This window comes from Bradyrhizobium sp. SOJA106 (assembly GCF_059448745.1).
Genome location: NZ_CM182549.1, coordinates 6,561,708 through 6,580,940, shown reverse-complemented (window position 1 = coordinate 6,580,940; position 19,233 = coordinate 6,561,708). Strand labels below are relative to the sequence as shown.

Here is a 19,233-nt window from a genome sequence, read left to right as displayed (position 1 = left end):
CCGTGAAGGTCCTGCTCGCTCACACGCCGGAGATGCGCCGCAACTACTACGGCGACCGCAGCCTGAACGGCCTGCGCGCGGCCGCCGAGGTGATCCTGCACGAGGGCGATGACGCGCTCGACTCGGCCGGCCTCGTGCGCGCCGCCAAGGATGCCGACATCATCGTCGCCGATCGCATGACCGAGGGGCGCGGCGAGATCTTTGCGCAGCTGCCGCGCCTGCGCGCCTTCGTCCGCTGCGCCGTCGATATCCGCAACGTCAATGTGGAAGCGGCCTCAGCGGCTGGCGTGCTCGTGACCCGCGCAGGGCCCGGCTTCGTCCAGGCTGTTGCCGAGCTCGCGCTCGGCTTCATGGTCGATCTCTCCCGCGGCGTGTCGCGGACGACGGCGGACTACCAGGCCGGCCGCAAGCCGGAGGCGCGGATGGGCCGCCAGCTCGCCGCTAGCCGTATCGGCATCATCGGCTATGGCAGCATCGGGCGTTATCTCGCCGAGATCGCCAAGGTGCTGCGCATGGAGGTGCTGGTCGCCGATCCCTTCGCAACCGTCAGCGACAGTGCAATCCGGCACGTCAGCCTCGACGAGCTTCTGTCCGCATCGGACTATGTGGTCTGTCTTGCGATCGCCAACGAGCAGACCGAGAATCTGATCGGCGAGGCGGCGCTCGCCCGTATGCAGAAGCACGCCGTCTTCATCAATCTCTCGCGCGGCAATCTCGTCGACGAGGCCGCGCTCACCAAGGCGTTGCTGGAGAACCGCATCGCCGGCGCGGCGATGGATGTCGGCCGCGCGCCCGACCAGATGCCGTCGCCGGAGCTCGCGAAACTGCCAAACGTCATCGCGACGCCCCATGTCGGCGGCCTGACGCCGCAGGCGATCGAATACCAGTCGCTGGAAACCGTCCGGCAGGTCGAAGCGATCGTCAAAGGCGAGGTGCCTCAGGGCGCCGTCAACGCCGACCGCTGGACGCGGCGGCCATGAATCGTCTGCGCCGTCGCAAGTTCGATCTCCCGCGGCCTACAGCCGGTCCACCGCCTTGAACGTCCCGTCCTTTTGGATCACCGTCAAGAACACTTTCGGCGGCGCGTCGAGTGCGCGCAGGCCGACGGTGACGATGCTGCCGCTGATCTCGAAGCTGCCGACGTCGTTGATGGCGCGCAGGAGGCCCGTGCGCGTCGGTTGCGGCCCGGCCTTTTCCAGCGCGGCGGCGGCGAGGCGGCCGGAGAGATAGCCTTCGAGCGACACGAAGTCAGGCGTCAGCGTCGGATCGATCGCTTTCTGCGCCGCCTGATAATCGGCGACGAGCTTGAGCGAGCGATCCCAGGGAAACGGCACGACCTGCGAAACGATCACGCCGTCGCCCTCGGGGCCGAGCTCCTTGGCGAGCGCATTAGCGCCGACGAAGGAGATGTTGACGAAGGTCGGATAGGAGCCGCTGCGGTGCGCGAGCTTGATGAACTCCGCGCAGGGACCGTAGGTGCCGACCATGATGATGGCCTCGGGCTCGGCGCGCTTGATCGTGCGCCAGGCCGAGCCAACCGCGCGGGTGTTGCGCTCGAAGGTGCCTTCGGCGGCGAGCTCCAGGCCGCGCTTGGCGAGCGCGCGCTTCACGCCGGCAAGACCGTCGCGGCCGAAGGAATCGTCCTGGTAGAAGATGCCGATGCGGGTGAAGTGGCGATCCTCGGTGAGGTGCTTGATCCAGGCCTCGGCCTCCGCGCCATAGCTCGCGCGGATGTTGACGACGTTCGGAAGCTCGAGATCGCGCAAAAATTCAGCGCCGCTGAACGGGCCGATGAAGGGAATGTTCCTCGCACTGGTGATCGGGATCGTCGCCATTGCCGTCGGCGTGCCCACCGCGCCGATCAGTGCGAACACCTTGTCCTCGTCGAGCAAGCGCAGCGTCTGCGCCACCGAACGGTCGGGATCGTAGCCGTCATCGTGGCTGATGAGCTGGAGCTTGCGGCCGTGCACGCCACCCTTGGCGTTGATCTCGGTGAACGCGGCGACGATGCCCTGTCGCATGCGCAGACCAAGCGCAGACGAGGGGCCTTCGAGCGCGGCGGCCTGGCCGAACAGGATCGTGTCCGCGCTGACGCCGGCCTCCTCGTCGGTCTTCTCGCCTTTGGCCGGAAGCATGAACGCGGCCAGCCATGCGATAACCAGGGCGACGGATGTCGCGGATCGCGATCGTGTCATGAGGGTGCTTTGCCGGATGTTGGAGGCGCCTGGCGGAAGGATAGGTCTGCGCCCCTGAACAGGTCGCTAACTGCCCCACGACCAGCGGGGTCCGTACGACTCCGGAGAAAACCGGCAACTTATGTCCAGACTGCCGAAACTTGCGGGGCAATCATTAACTAAGCCGCGTGATGCGGACCACGAAGGTTCCGAAATTGTGCAGTTCTTAACCGCGCTTCCCATCCGATAGTCGCGCCGGTCGCTCAACCAGAAGTTCGCACTGGCGCGCCGAGGGGGACTTGCGGGATCAAGATGGGCGGTCGCGATCAGAACGATCAGGATCGGAAGCGTGTGACCGGATGGTGGCGTGCCGCGCCGCTGCTCGGGCTCTACCGTCCTGCGCTCGTCGCCGTCGCCGTCGGGCTGCTGTTCTCGATCGTGGGCGCGGCCGTCGTCGCGCGCTGGGAAGACCGCGTCAACAGGATCGAGTTCGAGAACGCGGCCGAGACCGAGGCCATCGTCATGCAGAACGGCATGAGCGAGTACATCTCGCGACTGGTCGCGCTGCGCACGCTGTTCGAATCCAGCAACGAGGAGATCACCCGCAGCGAATTCGAGGCTTTCAGCGCCCGTCTGTTCGAGCGCCATCCCGGCATGCTGCGCATCGCCTGGCTGCCCCGCGTCAACCGCAAGGAGCGCGCCGAATACGAGGCTGCCGCGATTACGGACGGCGTCTCCGGCTATGGCATCAAGTCGCTTCAAGGCGAGAGCTTTTCGACCGCGCCGCAGGGAGACGAATATTTTCCGGTGTTCTACTCGACCCAGCCGAAGACGTCGCAAGTCTACGGCATGGACTACGCGACCATCCCGGAGCGCCGCGCAGCGCTGGAGCGCGCGCGCGACAACGACCGGGGCGCGTCCATTCGCACCCGCCTCTTCGAGTCGAAGGAGGGCGGCCCGCAACCCGACGTGCTCGTGGCGCTGCCCGTCTATGCCAAGGGGACGTCGCGCGACACGGTTGCGGATCGGCGCCGCAATCTCACGGGCTTCGTCGTCGGCATCTTCGATTTGCCGCTGCTGCTCCACACCATCCGCGTGACCACCGGCGCAAGCCCCGCGGTCAGCGTCAACGTCTATCCACCCTTCACGGGGCAGATCGTCAGCCTCGCGGACATGCTGCCGGATTTTTCGTCGGCCGCCACCGCGCCGCAGTCGATGCGCGATGTCGCGCGGACGCTGCACTGGTCGGGCGGTCTCAAGATCGGGGACACCGACTGGCAGGTGCGCGCCATGCCGACGGCCGGCGGTGCGCTGGAGACGGCCTATGACCGCGCGGCCGCGGTGCTCGTCGTCGGCATGCTGCTAACGCTGTCGCTGTCGACCTACCTGATGCTCGCGAGCCGCAATTCGCGGCGGCTGTCGCTGGCCAATCGGCGCGTGCTCGAGCTCGCCCACACCGACATCCTCACCGGCTTGCCCAATCGCGCCTTCTTCCTCGCCCGGCTGGACGAGCTCAATCGCCAGCTGGACGATGCCGGTGCGGCCTTTTCGATCCTGATGCTCGATCTCGACCGCTTCAAGAACGTCAACGATTCCCTCGGTCACGGTGCCGGCGACGTGCTGCTGCGCCAAGTGGCGCAGCGGCTGAGGTCCGCCTTGCGCGCCGGCGACGTGCTGGCGCGGCTCGGCGGCGACGAATTCGCCATCATCCAGGAAGGGTGCGAGGACCAGCGCGCCTGCGCGACCGAGCTGGCGGCGCGGATCGCAAAACTCGTGGCCGAGCCGTTCCTCTTGCCCGGCCATCGCGTCGAGATCGGCACCAGCATCGGCATTGCGATCGCGCCGGATCACGGCACCGATCAGGAGCAGCTGCTGAAGAAGGCCGACCTTGCGCTCTACCGTTCGAAGTCGGCCGGCCGCAACTGCTACACCGTCTATGACGAGGCGATGTCGGCCGAGCTCGAGGCGCGCAACACGCTGGAAGGCGACTTGCGCGATGCCATCGCGCAATGCCAGCTCGAAGTGCACTATCAGCCGTTCGTCGATGCGCTCACTGGCGCGCGGCGGGGCTTCGAGGCGCTGGTGCGCTGGCGGCATCCGGGCCGCGGCCTGATCCCGCCGGATCAGTTCATCGCGCTTGCGGAGGAGACCGGGCTGATCGTGCCGCTCGGCGAATTCGTGCTGCGGCGCGCCTGTGCCGATGCGGCCGGCTGGCCTTCAGACCTGATGGTCGCCGTCAACCTGTCGCCGATCCAGTTCAAGGAAGCCGAGCTATTCGAGATGATCTGCGCCGCGCTCGCCGATTGCGGCCTGCCGCCGCAGCGGCTGGAGATCGAGATCACGGAATCGGTACTGCTGGAACGCGGCGTCGAAAACCACGCCTTCATGGAGCGGCTGAAGAGTATTGGCATCGAGCTTGCGCTCGACGATTTCGGCACCGGCTATTCGTCGCTGAGCTATCTCACCGCGTTTCCGTTCGACAAGATCAAGGTCGACAAGTCCTTCATCCGCAACCTCACACATCAGCCGCGCTCATCGGCCATCATCTCCTCGATCGTGACGCTGGCGCGCGGGCTCGACATGTCGGTCACCGCCGAAGGCGTCGAGACAGCCGAGGAGTTCGAGCGGCTGACCGCGCTCGGTGTCAACTTTGCGCAAGGCTACCTGTTCGGCCGCCCGATGCCGGTCGGCCAGATCGAATTCGACGAAGCCGCCCAGCCGTCGCAGCGCGACGCGGCCTGAGCGCGCGCCTCGTCCTTCGAGCCGACCGCGGAGCCTGTCATCGGGCCGCACTTAGCGCGGACCCGGTGGCGGTCTCCTCATGATGAGGCTAAGCGGCAGCGGTGCCTGTTGAAACCGTTGCCGCGCACTCCCATCCTCATCCTGAGGAGACCGCGACAGCGGGCGTCTCGACGGATGGCCGCAATGACGCTGCTTGCCACACTCTCTTTATTCTTATTCGCGAATACCACACTCAAACGCGCATGCGCGAAAATCGCTTGACCCAGGCAGCCCCAGATGGTCCGAAGGATCGTCCAGGGATGAAACATACAATGCGGCTTCCGTTCTTCTACGGCTGGCTCGTGGTCGTCGTGACCTTCGTCACCATGGCGATCGGCGTCAACGCGCGCACCGCCTTCTCATTGTTCTTTCCGCCGATCATCTCCGAGTTCGGTTGGGAGCGCGGTGTCACCGCGGGTGCGTTCTCGTTCGGCTTCGTGGCCTCCGCTGTCGCGAGCCCGCTGATCGGCCGGCTGATGGATCGCGCCGGTCCCCGCGCGGTGATGGAGCTCGGCGTCGTTCTGATGGGTGGCGGGCTGCTGCTGGCACCGTTGACCAACGCGCCCTGGCACCTCTACGTGACGCTCGGCGTCATGGTCGGCGCCGGCAGCGTGTGTCTCGGCTATTCCGGCCAATCGCTGTTCCTGCCGAACTGGTTCATCCGTAAGCGCGGCTTTGCCATCGGCATTGCCTTTGCCGGCGTCGGCCTCGGCTCGGTGACGCTGCTGCCATGGGTGCAGCACATGATCGAGCAGACCGGCTGGCGCACCGCCTGCACCGCGATGGGCCTGCTGCTCCTGATCGTGCTGGCGCCGATCAATCTGCTGCTGCACAAGCGGCCCGAGGATATCGGCCTCCAGCCTGATGGCGATGCTGCGCCGGCGCCCGGCGCTGCCAAGCCGGTCTCGAACGTGGTCGATCCTGCCTGGGTCGCGACCGAGTGGACGCTCGCCCGCGCCGTTGCGACCGCGCGCTTCTGGTGGATCGCGCTCGGCTATTTTTGCGGCCTGTACATCTGGTACGCGGTGCAGGTGCATCAGACCAAGTTCCTGCTCGATATCGGCTTCAGCCCCTCCGTCGCGGTGTGGGCGCTCGGCATCGTCAGCCTGCTCGGCATTCCCGGCCAGATCTGGCTCGGCCACGTCTCCGATCGGATCGGGCGGGAATGGGTCTGGGCGATCAGCTGCGCTGGGTTCGCGATCTGCTTCGCGGCGCTGATGGCGCTGAAGTTCCAGCCCTCCCTGTGGCTGGTCTACGTCATGGTGTTCACGCAAGGCGCGCTCGGCTACGGCCTCACCTCGATCATGGGCGCGGTGGTGTTCGAGATCTTCCAGGGCAGGCATCAGGGCAGCATCTTCGGCATGATCATGCTGGCGGCGCTGGCCGGCGGCGCGGCGGGGCCGTGGGTGACGGGTCTGCTCTATGATCGCGCCGGTGACTACACGCTCGCTTTCGCCATCGCCATCGCCGTGAGCGGATTGTCGGCGCTCGCGATCTGGCAGGCTGCGCCGCGCAAGGTGCGGGCCGTGGCCGGCCAGCTGCACCGGCCCCGGGCGGGAACGGACGCCGAATAGGTTCCGTGCATATCAAGATATTTTGGCGTTGTTCGCGGAACGTTAAGCATGGCGCATGTTGGGCGCTTCGGGGCCGGTTGTAAAAACGTCTTGGACACCATGGGGACGTTAACCTCACCGACGTCGAGCAGAACATCGTCTACGTCAATTCGGCGTTCATGGCGCTGTTCGGCTACAGCAGCGAGGAGGCCAGAGCCGCCGCGCCGGCGAGCTCATGCCGGCTGTCACACCGACCGCGTCGCGAGCGCGGCGTGAGAGGTTGGCTCAGGCGTTCGGCTGCAGGAACGTGCCGTACTGCTTGCTCGCGGCGACCCCCGCAGCGGCCTGTCCGATGACGCGCATCGCTGCCATCATGGGCCACGGCCCGAGGCTCACCCGCCGAACGCCGACGCGGGCGAGATCGGGAATTTCGGGAACACCTTGCGTCACCATGATGTTGACGGGAAGCGGCGCAAGCCGAACCAGCCTCTCGATCAGCGCGAGGTCGGTGAGGCCGGGAACGAAAATCCCGTCGGCGCCGGCCTCCGCATAGACCTTCGCGCGGCGCGCCGCTTCGTTCAGGCAATCATCCGGCGATCCGAACTTCAGCAGAAACGGATCGGTCCTCGCATTGATGAACAGGCGAATGCCGAAATCTTGCGCGGCATTGCGCACCGCCTTGATCTTCGCGGCGTGCTGTTCGGGGCTGATGAGCTGGCGCTTTCCGCCGGAGAGCCCGTCTTCGATATTGATGCCGACGGCGCCGGCTTGCAGAATTTTCGTCGCCGAAGCCGCGGCGGCCTCCGGGGTGTCGCCATATCCCGCTTCCAGATCGATCGATACCGGGACCGGTACGGTCGCGGTGATCCGCGACACCAGGCCGGCCACCAAGTCGAGCGGGACATTTTCTCCGTCGGCATAACCAAGGGCGGAGGCGACCGCTCCGCTGCTGGTCGCGATGGCCGGCGCCGACTTGGCAATGGCCTTGGCGGTAGCGGCGTCCCACGCGTTGAACAGAACGAGCGGATCCCCCGTTCTGTGGAGACTGAGAAACGTCTCCGCGTATTTCTGCTGTGTCTTTATGTCCATCGCGTGCACTCCTGCTGAGAGAATCCATGGGATCGATCTGCGGCGCCGTCCGGCGCCCGCGATTATTTTCAGGCGGATGCGTGCGTCCTGAACCAGTCCATGATCAGGCCGGTGACTTCGGTCTCACGCTCAAGGTGCGGGAAATGCCCGACGTCGGGCAGAACGACGCGCTCGTGTGGCCCCTTGAACAGCCGCTCTTCTTTCACCGAATACTTCGCCGTCGGATCGTTGCTGCCATAGATCGTCAGCGTCGGCGTGTGCATGTCGTTGATCGGCAGTCGGCCCATGCGGCTCGCTTCGGTGAGGCCTCCATAATATTTGAGGGCCGCGGCCATGGTGCCGGGAGAGCCGAGCGTCTCCTTGACCGGACGAAGATGCTCTTGGTTGTCGAACGTCGGCGACCACAGCTTCCAGAGATAGTCGACGAAGGGCAGTCCCTCGATATTGACCGCCGACTCGGCGCCGATCAGCTGGAAGAAGTAGACGTGGAAGATGGATCGAACGATCTCGGGATCCCGCCTGATGCTCGAGAATGTGATCGGGTGAGCCGTGTTCATCACCACGGCGGCCTTGATCGACGATGGCGCCGTGGCCAGCGCCTGAAAGATCGAGGTGCCGCCCCAATCCATGCCGACCACGCAGGCTTGTCCATCCTCGCTCAGCGCCGCAATGAGCGCTTCAAGGTCGTTGCCGAGCGCGATGGGGTCGAAGACATCGTCCGCGGGAATCCCGGTCGGCGCGTAGCCGCGCAGGAACGGCGAGACTGCACGATACCCAGCATCGGCGAAGACCTGCAGCTGCTTGCGATATGACCAGGCGTTGTCGGGAAATCCGTGCAGGAACATCACGAGGGGGCCGGTCCCCTGTTCGAGATAGGCGAACCGCACGCCATTGGCCTCTACGTATTTCAGGATGGGCCCACCGACGGTGGCCGTTGGTGTCGCCCGCGCAGCGCTGCTCGGATTCATCGTCATTCTCCATGTCGTCGTTTCCTGCGACCAAATATGTGCGCAGCGCACATATTTGGTCAAGTTGTTTTTTGTGCGCAGCGCACATATTATTGCGGTCATGGAAACGGGAATCGCGAACCTGCTGGGAGCGCTCTCTCTTGCGGTCATAGATCGGATCGAGCAGAGCGCGCGCGAGGTCATTGGTCGCGGCGGCGAGACGCCCGCGGCGCTCGTCGTCATCGGTTATGGCCAGGGCATGACCAACGACAAGCTGCGGCGTATCCTCGGCCTGTCGCATTCCGGCACGGTCCGCTTGGTGGACCGTCTGGTCTCCGATCGGCTCGTCGAGCGCCGTGCCGGAAAGGATGGCCGCGAAATCGCCTTGCATCTCACCGCCACGGGCGCCGCGACCCGGAACGAGTTGATGACGTCCCGGATCTCAGCCGTCGCATCGCTTCTGGATGTGCTGTCGCCGGCAGAAACCAAGCGCCTTGAAACCCTGATCCACGAATTGCTGGCGCGGCAGGACACATCGGAGATGGATCGCTTCACGATCTGCCGGATGTGTGACGACAGCGTCTGCACGAATTGCCCCTTGCCCACGAACAAGGGCAAAGGCGGCCGCTAGGCGAGTTGCTGCGAGCGCCGTGAGGGGGCATCTCCGCGAATTCAGAATCGTAGGTTGGGCAAAGGCGCACTCGCGCCGTGCCCATCGCCCATCAAATAATTGCGAGAGAAACGGTTGGCAGGCTTTGCTTTGCCCCCTGTACCCACGGACGCGAGTGTGGATGCCCAGGGCGCGCTGGCATCAGATCCCGCTTGCTGCGGTCCATCGCTTTCAATGCCGTGAGCCGCAGCAAAAAAGAGCCCCGCCGTGGCGGGGCTCGGAAGCGCGTCAGTACTTCTTGGCCGGCTGCCCTGATGTCGAAGGCGGCGGGGCATTGTTCTGATTGGTTTGTCCAGTCGGCGTGTTCTGGTTGGTGCCGGGCTGGCTGTTGGACTGAGTGTTGCTCTGGGCCGGGGCCTGGCCGGTGGTCTGGCCCGATGGCGGTTGCGTGCTGGCCTGGCCCGGGTTCGCCGGCTGGTTCTGCTGAGCCTCGCCGGTTGTGGACGGCTGGTTCTGCGGAGCCTGACCCGTGGTCTGGTTCTGCTGCGCCGGCGCGTTGCTCTGGCCGGTGCTTTGCCCGGTCGTGTTCTGCGGCGTCGACGTCGACTGGTTGCTGCCGCCCTGACCAACGGTCGTCGACTGGCCCTGCGTGGCGCTGATCTGGTTGGACACGCCGAGCGCAGCGACCGTGCGGGTATCGATCGAGCCGGTGGCCTGGAAGCCCTCCTGTCGCTGGAAGGTCATCAATGCCCTTTGCGTCTCCGGCCCGAGGACGCCGTCCGCTTCGCCGGACAGCATGCCGCGTTCGATCAGGACGCGCTGAACGATGCGGATCTCGTCGGGGCTGAGATTCAGCGCCGCAACGCTGCCGCCGCCACCGCTAACGCTCGAACTGCCGCTCCGGGCATAGTGCGTCCGCGGCCCGGCGGGAATGACGTCGACGATCCTGCGGCTCCGGTCGGTGACGACGATCTCGTCATCGACGACGAAGAAGCTGTCGTCGCGGTAGTCAGGATAGACGTCGATCAGCGCGGGATAATCCGCGACCGAGACCACCGAGATGTTCCGCGGCACGATCACGCCGGCATTGACGCCGAAGTTGATCGAGTTGGCGTTGACCCTCACGCGGTCCACATTGCGCGAGCTCAGCACCGACTGCTGCAGCTGGGTCTGCTGCTGCGCATTCACCTGCACGCGGCCGGACATGCTCTGCGCAGCTCCGCTTTGTGTCTGCGCCTGGGTGTTGGGCTGTCCTTGCGTGTTGGCGCCGGTCGTTGTGCCCTGCGCGTTCTGGCCCTGTGTGTTCTGGCCTTGCGTGTTCTGGCGTTGGGCGTTCTGGCCTTGCGTGTTCTGCCCCTGGGCGTTCTGACCCTGGGCGTTGTTGCCAGTGTTCGCGCCGGTTGACTTGCTCGGATCCTGCGCGGTCTTGCTCTGGGCGTCATTCCTGGTGTTCGCGCCGGTCGTCGTGGTGCTCTGACCCTGCGCATTCTTGCCTTGCGCGTTCTTGTCCTGCGCGTTCTTGTCTTGCGCAGCCTTGTCCCGGGCGTTGTCCCTGGTATTGGCGCCCGTGGTCATGCTCTTGTTCTGCTCTGCGCCTTGCGACTGACGCGCGTGGTCTCGGTCGCTGCGGCTCTGTCCGATGGTCTGGTCCTTCTGTCCGCTCTTGTCGGTCTCGGACTTGGACTGACGCGCCTGATCGCGATCGCCACGGCTCTGACCGATCGTCTGGTCCTTGCCCTGCTTGCCGTACTCGGATTGCGACTGACGGGCGTTATCGCGCTCGCGGCCCTGACCGATGGTCTGCTTGTCGCCCTTATCGGCGGCCCGGCCGCTGTCTTGCGCGGCGGAGGAACCCTCGGCCCGGCCACCGCCGCTGCGGCCCTGTGTCATTCCTTCGCTGTGCGAGGCGCCACCTAAGCCGTGCGAGGTCGCGCCGCCGGAGTGTTCCGCAGCACCTCCGCTGGCCCCGCCAGCTGCGCCGCCACTTGCGTTGCCGCCGGCACTCATCCCGCCGCCGGCACCTTCACGCATGCCTTGCGCCGATCCTTGCACCGACGCCAGGCTGACACCGGCGAGTAGCACCGCTGTCGTCAGCAGGAACTTGTTCTTTCCTATGTTCATCTGAACCTCCTTAGGTTTGGTGGGTTGCAGTTGCGCGTTGCCCGCGATGCGACAGCGCGCACAAACGCTCTCGATCGAAGCCGGATGCATCGATCTGGTTGTTTGGTCTCTTACGAGGCTCAGCCTTCCGCGCTGGGCCTGCCTTGGCGCTTCACATCACCAGTGATGGTGCCAACGATGGTGATAGAAGTGCCGCCGCGGGAACGGTGCGCCGTAATAGGCGAAAGCGGGACGCACGACGCGGCGATAGCGATAGCCGTAATAGGCCGGGGCATAACCCGTGCTGTAGTAGGTCGTGGTGTAGCCGCCCCAGGGATAGGGTTCGTAGCCGCCGTAATAGCCGTAAGCCGGGCCATAATAGCCGTAACCCGGACCATACGCATAAGCGGAAGAGGCGAGGCCGCCGAATATGGCGCCTGCGATCAACCCGCCTGCCAGCGCCGGACCGAAGCCGCCACGCCAATGCGCTTCTGCGGGCGTTGGCGCTGCCACGGCGCTCACCCCGAGCGTGCCGACGGTTGCCAGAACCAACGCGGTCTTCTTCATTCGCCTTCCTCCCCAGTTGGTGTTGCGATGCCGGGCCAACAGCAACGGCGGGCAAAAGTTGCAAGCGGGCGTTCGGGAGAGACAAAGAGTCATGAAGATAAACGCGCGTTCATCTCGGTGGCTGCGCGTGTTCCGACGGTGGCCTTGTAGCAGGTCGCGTTGACTGAAGAGATCCGCGCGTTCCGCTGTTCCGCGGCGGCTCGCATGATCGTGTTGCGGTGCGATCGTTCCCGGGACTGCGACGGATCAGCGCATGAGGGGTCTGATTTAGTCCGACGCCAATCCCGTCCTGCGCCGCAGATCCGTGATGGCGCGCAAGAAGCTGTCGGCCGGCGTGGTCTCGGGATCGATCAGCCGGTGCAGGCGGAAGCCGTCCTCTAGCGCCAGCACGACGCTTGCCATCCAGGGCGGGTTCAACGTGCCGCCGCTCGGCTTGTTCTTCAAGGTTGCCTCGACGATGTCGGCCACCAGCTTGCGCCGCGCGCGCAGCCGCTTTGCAAGTTCGGGGCGGCGCTTCTCGGCGCGCGCGACGAACAGAATCATTTCCATATGGAGGAGAGGCGAGCGGCCGAGCGGATCCTGCTTGCTGCGGTCCATCGCCTTCAGCGCCGCGATGAAGTCGTCGAGATTATCGTGCTGGGCGAGGATGTCCATGTTGCGGCGGATCGACTGCTCGACATGGTCCTCGAGCATGGCGATGATCAACTCGTCCTTGCTCTTGAAGTTGGAATAGAACGCGCCGCGCGTAAAACCCGCCGCGGCCGCGATCGCCTCGATGCTGGCGCCGCCGATGCCGTCGGCTTCGAACACGCGCGCGGCCGCCTCGAACAGCTTGTCGCACGTGTCGCCCCTGGTCGGCCTGGTTCTCACCCTTGACATCGGCGCAGTTTAGGGCAAAATGCAACTCGATACAAGAATGTATCGAGTTGATAATTCACGTAAGTGATCTTGGGATGGTTACGCTGCGAAAAGAGGGGCTGCCGGCGTATTCGTGTCATGCGGCAACCGATGTGAGGTCACCATGAACGAGCAAGTGCAACCCGCAGGCGGACCGCTGTTCAATCCGCTCTCGCCGGACTTCATCCGCGATCCCTATCCGCATTACGACCGGTTGCGCACGATCGATCCGATCCATGTGACCTCGTTCGGCCAGTTCGTCACCAGCCGCCATGCCGACGTCAGCCTCGTGCTGCGCGACAAGCGTTTCGGCAAGGATTTCGTCGAGCCCACCAAGCGGCGCTACGGCCCGCAGATCATGGACGAGCCGATCTTCCGCAGCATGGGCCACTGGATGCTGCAGGCCGATCCGCCCGACCACACCCGCCTGCGCGGCCTCGTCGTGAAGGCGTTCACTGCCCGCCGTGTGGAGGACATGCGGCCGCGCATCCAGGAGATCGTCGACCAGACCATCGATGCCGTGATCGATCGCGGCCACATGGACCTGATCGAGGATTTCGCCTTCCGCCTGCCTGTCACCATCATCTGCGACATGCTCGGCATCCCCGAGGACCATCGCGAGGTTTTCTACAAGAGCTCGCGCGACGGCGGACGGCTGCTCGATCCGGTGCCGATGTCGCCCGAGGAGATCGCCAAGGGCAACGCCGCCAACATGATGGCGCAGATGTACTTCCAGCAGCTGTTCGAGCTGCGCCGCCGCAATCCCGGAGACGATCTCACCACGCAGCTGGTGCAGGCCGAGGAGGACGGCAATAAGCTCAGCAACGAGGAGCTGACCGCCAACATCATCCTCTTGTTCGGCGCCGGCCACGAGACCACGGTCAATCTGATCGGCAATGGCCTGCTCGCGCTCCACCGCAATCCGGACCAGCTCGCGCTGCTCAAGGCGCGGCCGGAGCTGATGGTGGGTGCGATCGAGGAATTCCTGCGCTACGACTCGTCGGTGCAGATGACCGGCCGCGTCGCGCTGGAGGATGTCGAGCTCGGCGGCAAGACCATCCCCAAGGGCGAGTCTGTGCTGTGCCTGCTCGGCTCGGCCAACCGCGACCCGGCGGTCTATCCTGATGATCCCGACCGGCTCGACGTCACCAGGCTCAACGTCAGGCCGCTGTCGTTCGGCGGCGGCATCCATTTCTGTCTCGGCGCCCAGCTGGCGCGGATCGAGGCCGAGGTCGCGATCGCGACGCTGCTGCGCCGGCTGCCGGGCTTGCGGATTGACGACGTCGAGAACCCGGAATGGCGCCCGACTTTCGTGCTGCGCGGCCTGAAGCGGCTACCGGCGAGCTGGTGAGGGCGGGGCGCGTTAACCTCCGCGCGCAACAGCCGCTGTGACTTCGCCACACTTGGCCCTATATAGGGGGCTGTTCCGGCGCGCCTGAGGCCCTCAGGCTTGGCCCGGGCCGGTTTGGCCGAGGGGAGACCCGTGCAGACGACGCTGCTCGGATTGGCGATTGCCTTCATCATTGCGCTTTTGGCCGCGCTGATCGGGCCTTACTTCATCGACTGGAACCAGTTCCGGCCCCAGTTCGAGGCGGAGGCGAGCCGGATCATCGGCGTGCCGGTGCGGGTGGCGGGCGAGCTCGACGCGCGGCTGTTGCCGGCGCCGAGCCTGCGGCTGCGCTCGGTCACCTTCGGCGGCAGCAACGATCTCGGCCGTCTTCGCGCCGACAAGCTCGACGTCGAGTTCAGCCTCGGCTCGCTGATGCGCGGCGAATGGCGCGCCACCGAGCTTTCGGTCAATGGCATGGCCGTCGATCTCGGCCTCGATGCGCGCGGGCGGGTCGATCTGCCCTCGACTGCGAGCGGCACCTTCAACCTCGCCTCGCTCGCGATCGAGCGGCTCAACCTCACCGGCCGCATTGCCTTGCACGATGCCGCCAGCCGCTCGACGCTGGAGTTGAACGACATCGCCTTCTCCGGCGACGTCCGCTCGCTCGCCGGCTCGGTGCGCGGCGACGGCAGCTTTACGGTCGGCCGCACGCGCTATCCGTTCCGAATCTCCTCCGGCCCGAGCGCCGACGGCAGCGCGACGCGACTGCATCTCAACGTCGATCCCGGCGAGCGCGCCATCCTCGCCGACCTCGAAGGCGTGCTCGCCTTCGACAACCGCCAGCCAAAATTCGATGGCGCGCTGATGCTGGCGGTGCCGGCGCCGAAGAAGCCGGGCGAGGCCGGGCCGACGCCGTGGAAGCTCACGACAAAACTCAAGGCCGATCCGGCCGGCGCCAAATTCGAGCAGGTCGACGCCAGCTTCGGGGCGGAGGACAGCGCGCTCAAGCTCGGCGGCGTCGGCGATCTCAGGTTCGGCGCCTCGCCGTTGCTGCGCGCGGTGCTGTCGGCGCGGCAGGTCGATGCCGACAAGCTCGCGGGCAAGGACAATGCCGAGCCGCTGCGCATCCTGCCGGCGCTGCGTGCGGGATTGGCCGCGATCCCGCAGGCGCCAATCCCGGCGCAGATCGAGTTCAACTCCGATCAGATCATGCTCGGCGGCCGTCCGCTCCAGAACATCGCCGCCGAGCTTTCGACCGACGGACGGTCCTGGACCTTCCAGAAGCTCGAGCTGCGTGCGCCCGGCATGACGCAGCTCTCGCTCAACGGTGCGACGCCCGGCGCCGACAGTTTCAGCGGCCGCCTCAGCGTCGAATCGTCCGATCCGGATACGCTGGTGTCCTGGCTCCAGGGCCGCAGCGAGGTCAACCGCCGCAGCACGCGGCCGGTGCGCCTTTCCGGCGACGTCACCATCGCCGCCAACCATCTCGCCGTCGACAAGTTGAAGGCCGAGATCGAGGGCGGCGCCGTCGAAGGCCGCATCGCGTTCGTGCAGACAGGCGCGAGCAAGGGCTCGCACATCGACGCCGAGATCAAGGCCGATCGCCTCGACCTCGACGCCGCCGCCAGCTTTGTGCGCGCGCTCGCCGGCCCGCAAGGCGAATGGCCGGAGGAAGCAAAGCTTTCGCTCGATATCGGCCGCGCCATCTCCGCCGGCCAGGAGCTGAAGCCGTTCACGGCCAAGCTGGGCTACGGGCCGGCGGCGCTGTCGCTGGAGCAGTTGCACTTCGGCCAGACCGGCGGCGTCACCACGGAAGCGAGCGGCAGCTTTGATCGCACCAAGGCGACCGGGAAGCTCGCGCTGAAATCCTCGGCCAATTCGCTGCGCGAGCTCACCGCGCTGATCGAGCCGATTGCGCCTGCGCTGCGCGCACGCTTCGATGCGCTCCCGTCGGTATCGGGCGTGACGCGCCTCAAGCTCGACCTCAGCCTCGACAAGAACGCCGAACATGCCGATCGCAGCTACGCCCGCGCCGTGCTCGATCTCGACGCGCCGCAGCTCAAGGCCAGCGCGACGCTGGCCGCGCAGACACCGGTCGCCGCCGTCAACGGCATCGATATCGAGAAGTTGCGCAGCAGCGACTTCACGCTGGACTCGAAAGTCTCGACGCCGCAGGCCGGCGTCTTGCTGGCGCTGCTCGGGCTCGACCACATCGTGGCCGCCGGTGAGGGCGCCTCTCAGTTCGAAGGCAGGCTCAGCGGCGCCTGGCTCCGTCCGCTGCAATTGAACGCAAGACTTAGCGGCGGCGGGCTGGACGCGGATGCCCAAGGTAATGTCGAACTGTCGGAGCCCAAAGGCAGCGTGAATCTGCGCGTGCGCAACGTCAATCTGGCGCCGCTGTTCGGCACCAGCCCGGCCGACAAATCGGTGCAGAGCGTCAATCTGTCCGCGCGCGTCGGGCTATCCGGGAGCCGCCTGACCTTCGACGATCTCGACAGCAGCGCGGCCGGCTCGCATCTGCGCGGTCATCTCGCGGTGACGCTCGACCCGGAGAAGAATATCGAGGGCGAGGTCGGCCTCGACACGCTCGATCTCGTGCCTGCATTCGCGATGACGATTGGTGCTGCCGGACGTCATGCCGGCGAGCCGCTCAACGCCGGGCTCATCAGCGGCTGGCGCGGCCGGATCGCGTTCCAGGCGCTGCATGGCACTTTGCCTGGCGATATCGAGCTGCGTCCCGTCGGCGGTATCATCAGGAGCGACGGCCAGTCGCTCGCGCTCGATGGCCTCAAGGGCGGCCTCGGCGGCGGCGAGATGTCGGCGAGTTTTGATGCCCGCAATGGCGCCAATGGCCTCGCGCTGAGCGCGCGCATCGAGCTCCGCAATGTCGATGCGGCGAGCTTGCGCTACCGCGATCTCGCGCTGCCGAAGGGACGCGCCTCGGCGCAGATGGCACTGAGCAGTCAGGGCCGCAGCATCGCGGCGCTGACCGGCGCGCTTGCCGGCAATGGCACCGTGACGCTCGAGGCCGCCGAGATATCCGGTCTCAATCCGCGCGCCTTCGAGATCGCCATCCGCGCCAGCGACGGCGGGCAGGTCAGCGACGACAACCGCCTGCGGCAGCTGGTCGAGCCCGCCTTGTCGGCGGCCCCCATCGCGGTCGCCTCGGCGCAGATCCCGTTCACGATCCGTGACGGCCGGTTGCGGGTCGGCGCAACGCCGCTGGAAGCGAAGAATGCGCGCGCCATCGTCTCCGGCGGCTACGACATTCCCGCCGACCAGGCCGACATCCGCGCCAGCCTGACGCCGATCATGACCGGGCTCTCCGGCGCGCCGCCGGAGATCCAGCTGTTCGCCGCCGGTCCTCCCGACAGACTGAGCCGCACCATCGATCTCGCGCCGCTGTCGTCCTGGCTCGCGGTGCGCACTATCGACCGAGAGACGCGCCGATTGGACGCCATCGAGCGCGGCGAGCCGCCGCCGGCGACCGCTGCATTGCCGACACTGGTGTCCCCCGATCCGGTGCCGGAGCCGTCGCTGACCGACGTGCCGCTGCCCGGCCGCGACCCGCGTCGTGTGCCGCCGCCAAAGCCAAAGGCCGCGCCGATGCCGAAAGCGCCGCAGGCCGCACCCGCATTGCCAAGCCCGCCGCTCGCAAGCCAGCAGGTTGCCCCGCTGCCGCCGCCGATCGAGATCAGGCCGGCCCCAGGCCCGCCACCGGCAAAGCCGAAGCCCAAGCCGCCGCTGCTCCTGACGCCGTCAAATCCGTAAGGCGATTTTGGCTTGCACGGATCGAGCCGCGAGCTCCTCTCCCGCTTGCAGGCGGAAGAGGGGACGCACTTCTCGGGCGGCACCTTCCCGTCCTGCGCACCGGTAAACCCATTCCCTCGGATTTGAATGAATTTTGGTCGGCAAAACTGATTTGCTGATTTTACTGAATTCTCGCATCTGAGCTCTAGGGTTGTTCCCCAGAGAATCCGGCGTGCTGTCAGCACAGGTAGGACGGCGCGCCAAAGGACGACCAAGAATTGGGGTGATCGAGATGAACGGGGCGAAATCGCTTCTGCAGGATCTGGACGACGCGATCGCGCGCGGCACCGACGAGAGCCGCGCGAAGGCGTTGTGGCATGCGACCGACATCCTGATCACGGGCCGCTACAGCGACGACGAGATCAGCATGTTCGGCGAGGTCATCGGCCGGCTCGCCGACGAGATCGAGGTGGCGGCGCGGGCGCAGCTCTCCGAGCTGATGGCAGCCTGCGATCACGCCCCGCTCAACGTCATCGAGAAGCTCGCCCTCGACGACGAGATCGAGGTCGCCGGCCCCGTGCTGCGCGATTCCAACCGCATCGACGAGAAGATGCTGGTCGAGAGCGCCCTGACGAAGGGCCAGGCGCATCTGCTTGCGATCTCGCAGCGCGAGCAGATCGGCGAGGCCGTGACCGACGTGCTGGTCAAGCGCGGCAACCAGGAGGTCGTGACCTCGGTCGCGAGGAACGAGGGCGCGCGCTTCTCCGGCTCGGGCCTGTTGCACATGGTCCGCCGCGCCGAGGGAGATTCGATCCTCGCCGAGCAGCTCGGCCTGCGCAAGGACGTGCCGCGACACATCTTCCAGCAGCTGATCTCGAAGGCGTCGGAGGACGTCCGCCGCCGCCTCGAGACCGAACGTCCCGAGATCATGGCACAGATCCAGAGCTCGGTGACCGAGGTCACCGGCGACCTTCAGTCCAAGTTCGGCCCGTCCTCGCGCAGCTATTTCGTTGCCAAGCGCGTGGTGACGACGCAGTACCGCCAGGGCAACCTCAACCAGGATTCGATCTCGAATTACGCGCGTCAGCATCGCTTCGACGAGGTGCAGATCGGCCTGTCGCTGCTGTCGGCGCTACCGGTCGACGTGATCGAGCGCGCGCTGATGGACCGCAACCGCGAGATGCTTCTGGTGCTGTGCAAGGCGCTCGACTTCTCCTGGGACACGACGATGTCGCTGCTGTTCCTCGGCGCCAAGGATCATCTAATCACGGCGCGCGAGCTCCAGGACAATGAACGCGAGTTCGGCCGCCTCAAGATCGAGACCTCGCGCAGCATCTTGAAGTTCTACCAGTCGCGCAAGACCGGCGCGGGTGCCGATGCGGGCCGTCAGCCCGAACTCCAGGTTCACTGAGCGGGAATTCGAGAGGGGAGTCAT

General features: G+C 66.0%; 14 protein-coding genes. 8 read left to right on the top strand and 6 right to left on the bottom strand.

All coding sequences use genetic code 11. The annotated features are described in order from the left end of the window. Positions 1–2 precede the first annotated feature (2 nt). On the top strand, positions 3–980 hold the full coding sequence (locus tag AC5V87_RS31035; RefSeq protein ID WP_456836656.1) for a hydroxyacid dehydrogenase: 978 nt from the start codon (positions 3–5) through the stop codon (positions 978–980). A gap of 36 nt (positions 981–1,016) precedes the next feature. Here AC5V87_RS31035 and AC5V87_RS31030 read toward each other — a convergent pair whose 3' ends face one another. Further along, a complete protein-coding gene (locus AC5V87_RS31030; RefSeq protein WP_456836657.1) occupies positions 1,017–2,195 on the bottom strand; it encodes an ABC transporter substrate-binding protein in 1,179 nt (392 codons plus the stop codon). Positions 2,196–2,486: 291 nt separating this feature from the next. On the opposite strand from AC5V87_RS31030, the gene AC5V87_RS31025 reads away from it, so the two are divergent. The 3 genes from AC5V87_RS31025 to AC5V87_RS31015 all read left to right on the top strand — a co-directional run bounded on the left by AC5V87_RS31025 (position 2,487) and on the right by AC5V87_RS31015 (position 6,864). Then, positions 2,487–4,916: a bifunctional diguanylate cyclase/phosphodiesterase gene (locus AC5V87_RS31025; RefSeq protein ID WP_495368760.1), complete on the top strand. Its 2,430-nt coding sequence runs from the start codon at positions 2,487–2,489 to the stop codon at positions 4,914–4,916. A 311-nt stretch (positions 4,917–5,227) separates the two neighbouring features. Continuing rightward, positions 5,228–6,529, top strand: coding sequence for an MFS transporter (locus AC5V87_RS31020; protein ID WP_495371978.1), 1,302 nt, complete (start codon positions 5,228–5,230; stop codon positions 6,527–6,529). A 134-nt stretch (positions 6,530–6,663) separates the two neighbouring features. Next, positions 6,664–6,864 (top strand): hypothetical protein, encoded by a 201-nt coding sequence (locus tag AC5V87_RS31015; protein WP_495371977.1) that lies wholly within the window; start codon positions 6,664–6,666, stop codon positions 6,862–6,864. Here AC5V87_RS31015 and AC5V87_RS31010 read toward each other — a convergent pair. After that, positions 6,794–7,597: an isocitrate lyase/PEP mutase family protein gene (locus AC5V87_RS31010; protein ID WP_456843249.1), complete on the bottom strand. Its 804-nt coding sequence runs from the start codon at positions 7,595–7,597 to the stop codon at positions 6,794–6,796. The genes AC5V87_RS31015 and AC5V87_RS31010 overlap by 71 nt on opposite strands. Positions 7,598–7,665: 68 nt before the next feature. Continuing rightward, a complete protein-coding gene (locus AC5V87_RS31005; RefSeq protein WP_495368759.1) occupies positions 7,666–8,565 on the bottom strand; it encodes an alpha/beta fold hydrolase in 900 nt (299 codons plus the stop codon). Between AC5V87_RS31005 and AC5V87_RS31000 the strand changes: the two genes are divergently transcribed. Continuing rightward, on the top strand, positions 8,525–9,175 hold the full coding sequence (locus AC5V87_RS31000) for a MarR family winged helix-turn-helix transcriptional regulator (protein WP_495368758.1): 651 nt from the start codon (positions 8,525–8,527) through the stop codon (positions 9,173–9,175). The two genes, AC5V87_RS31005 and AC5V87_RS31000, sit on opposite strands and share 41 nt — an antisense overlap. A gap of 267 nt (positions 9,176–9,442) precedes the next feature. Here AC5V87_RS31000 and AC5V87_RS30995 read toward each other — a convergent pair whose 3' ends face one another. From AC5V87_RS30995 to AC5V87_RS30985, 3 genes are all read right to left on the bottom strand, one after another. Next, positions 9,443–11,275: a peptidoglycan-binding protein gene (locus AC5V87_RS30995; protein ID WP_495368757.1), complete on the bottom strand. Its 1,833-nt coding sequence runs from the start codon at positions 11,273–11,275 to the stop codon at positions 9,443–9,445. Positions 11,276–11,431: 156 nt separating this feature from the next. After that, a complete protein-coding gene (locus AC5V87_RS30990) occupies positions 11,432–11,821 on the bottom strand; it encodes a hypothetical protein (protein ID WP_456836662.1) in 390 nt (129 codons plus the stop codon). 267 nt (positions 11,822–12,088) lie between these two features. Then, a complete protein-coding gene (locus tag AC5V87_RS30985) occupies positions 12,089–12,700 on the bottom strand; it encodes a TetR/AcrR family transcriptional regulator (RefSeq protein WP_495368756.1) in 612 nt (203 codons plus the stop codon). Between the two features lie 142 nt (positions 12,701–12,842). Here AC5V87_RS30985 and AC5V87_RS30980 point away from each other — a divergent pair, with 142 nt between their 5' ends. The 3 genes from AC5V87_RS30980 (at position 12,843) to AC5V87_RS30970 (ending at position 19,209) form a co-directional block, all read left to right on the top strand. Beyond that, the gene (locus AC5V87_RS30980) at positions 12,843–14,069 is read left to right on the top strand and encodes a cytochrome P450 (protein ID WP_495368755.1); all 1,227 of its coding nucleotides are present in this window, start codon (positions 12,843–12,845) and stop codon (positions 14,067–14,069) included. Positions 14,070–14,201: 132 nt separating this feature from the next. Beyond that, entirely contained in the window at positions 14,202–17,819 is a 3,618-nt protein-coding gene (locus AC5V87_RS30975) for an AsmA family protein (RefSeq protein WP_495368754.1), read from the top strand. Positions 17,820–18,090: 271 nt separating this feature from the next. Beyond that, positions 18,091–19,209, top strand: coding sequence for a DUF2336 domain-containing protein (locus tag AC5V87_RS30970; protein ID WP_495368753.1), 1,119 nt, complete (start codon positions 18,091–18,093; stop codon positions 19,207–19,209). Positions 19,210–19,233 lie beyond the last annotated feature (24 nt).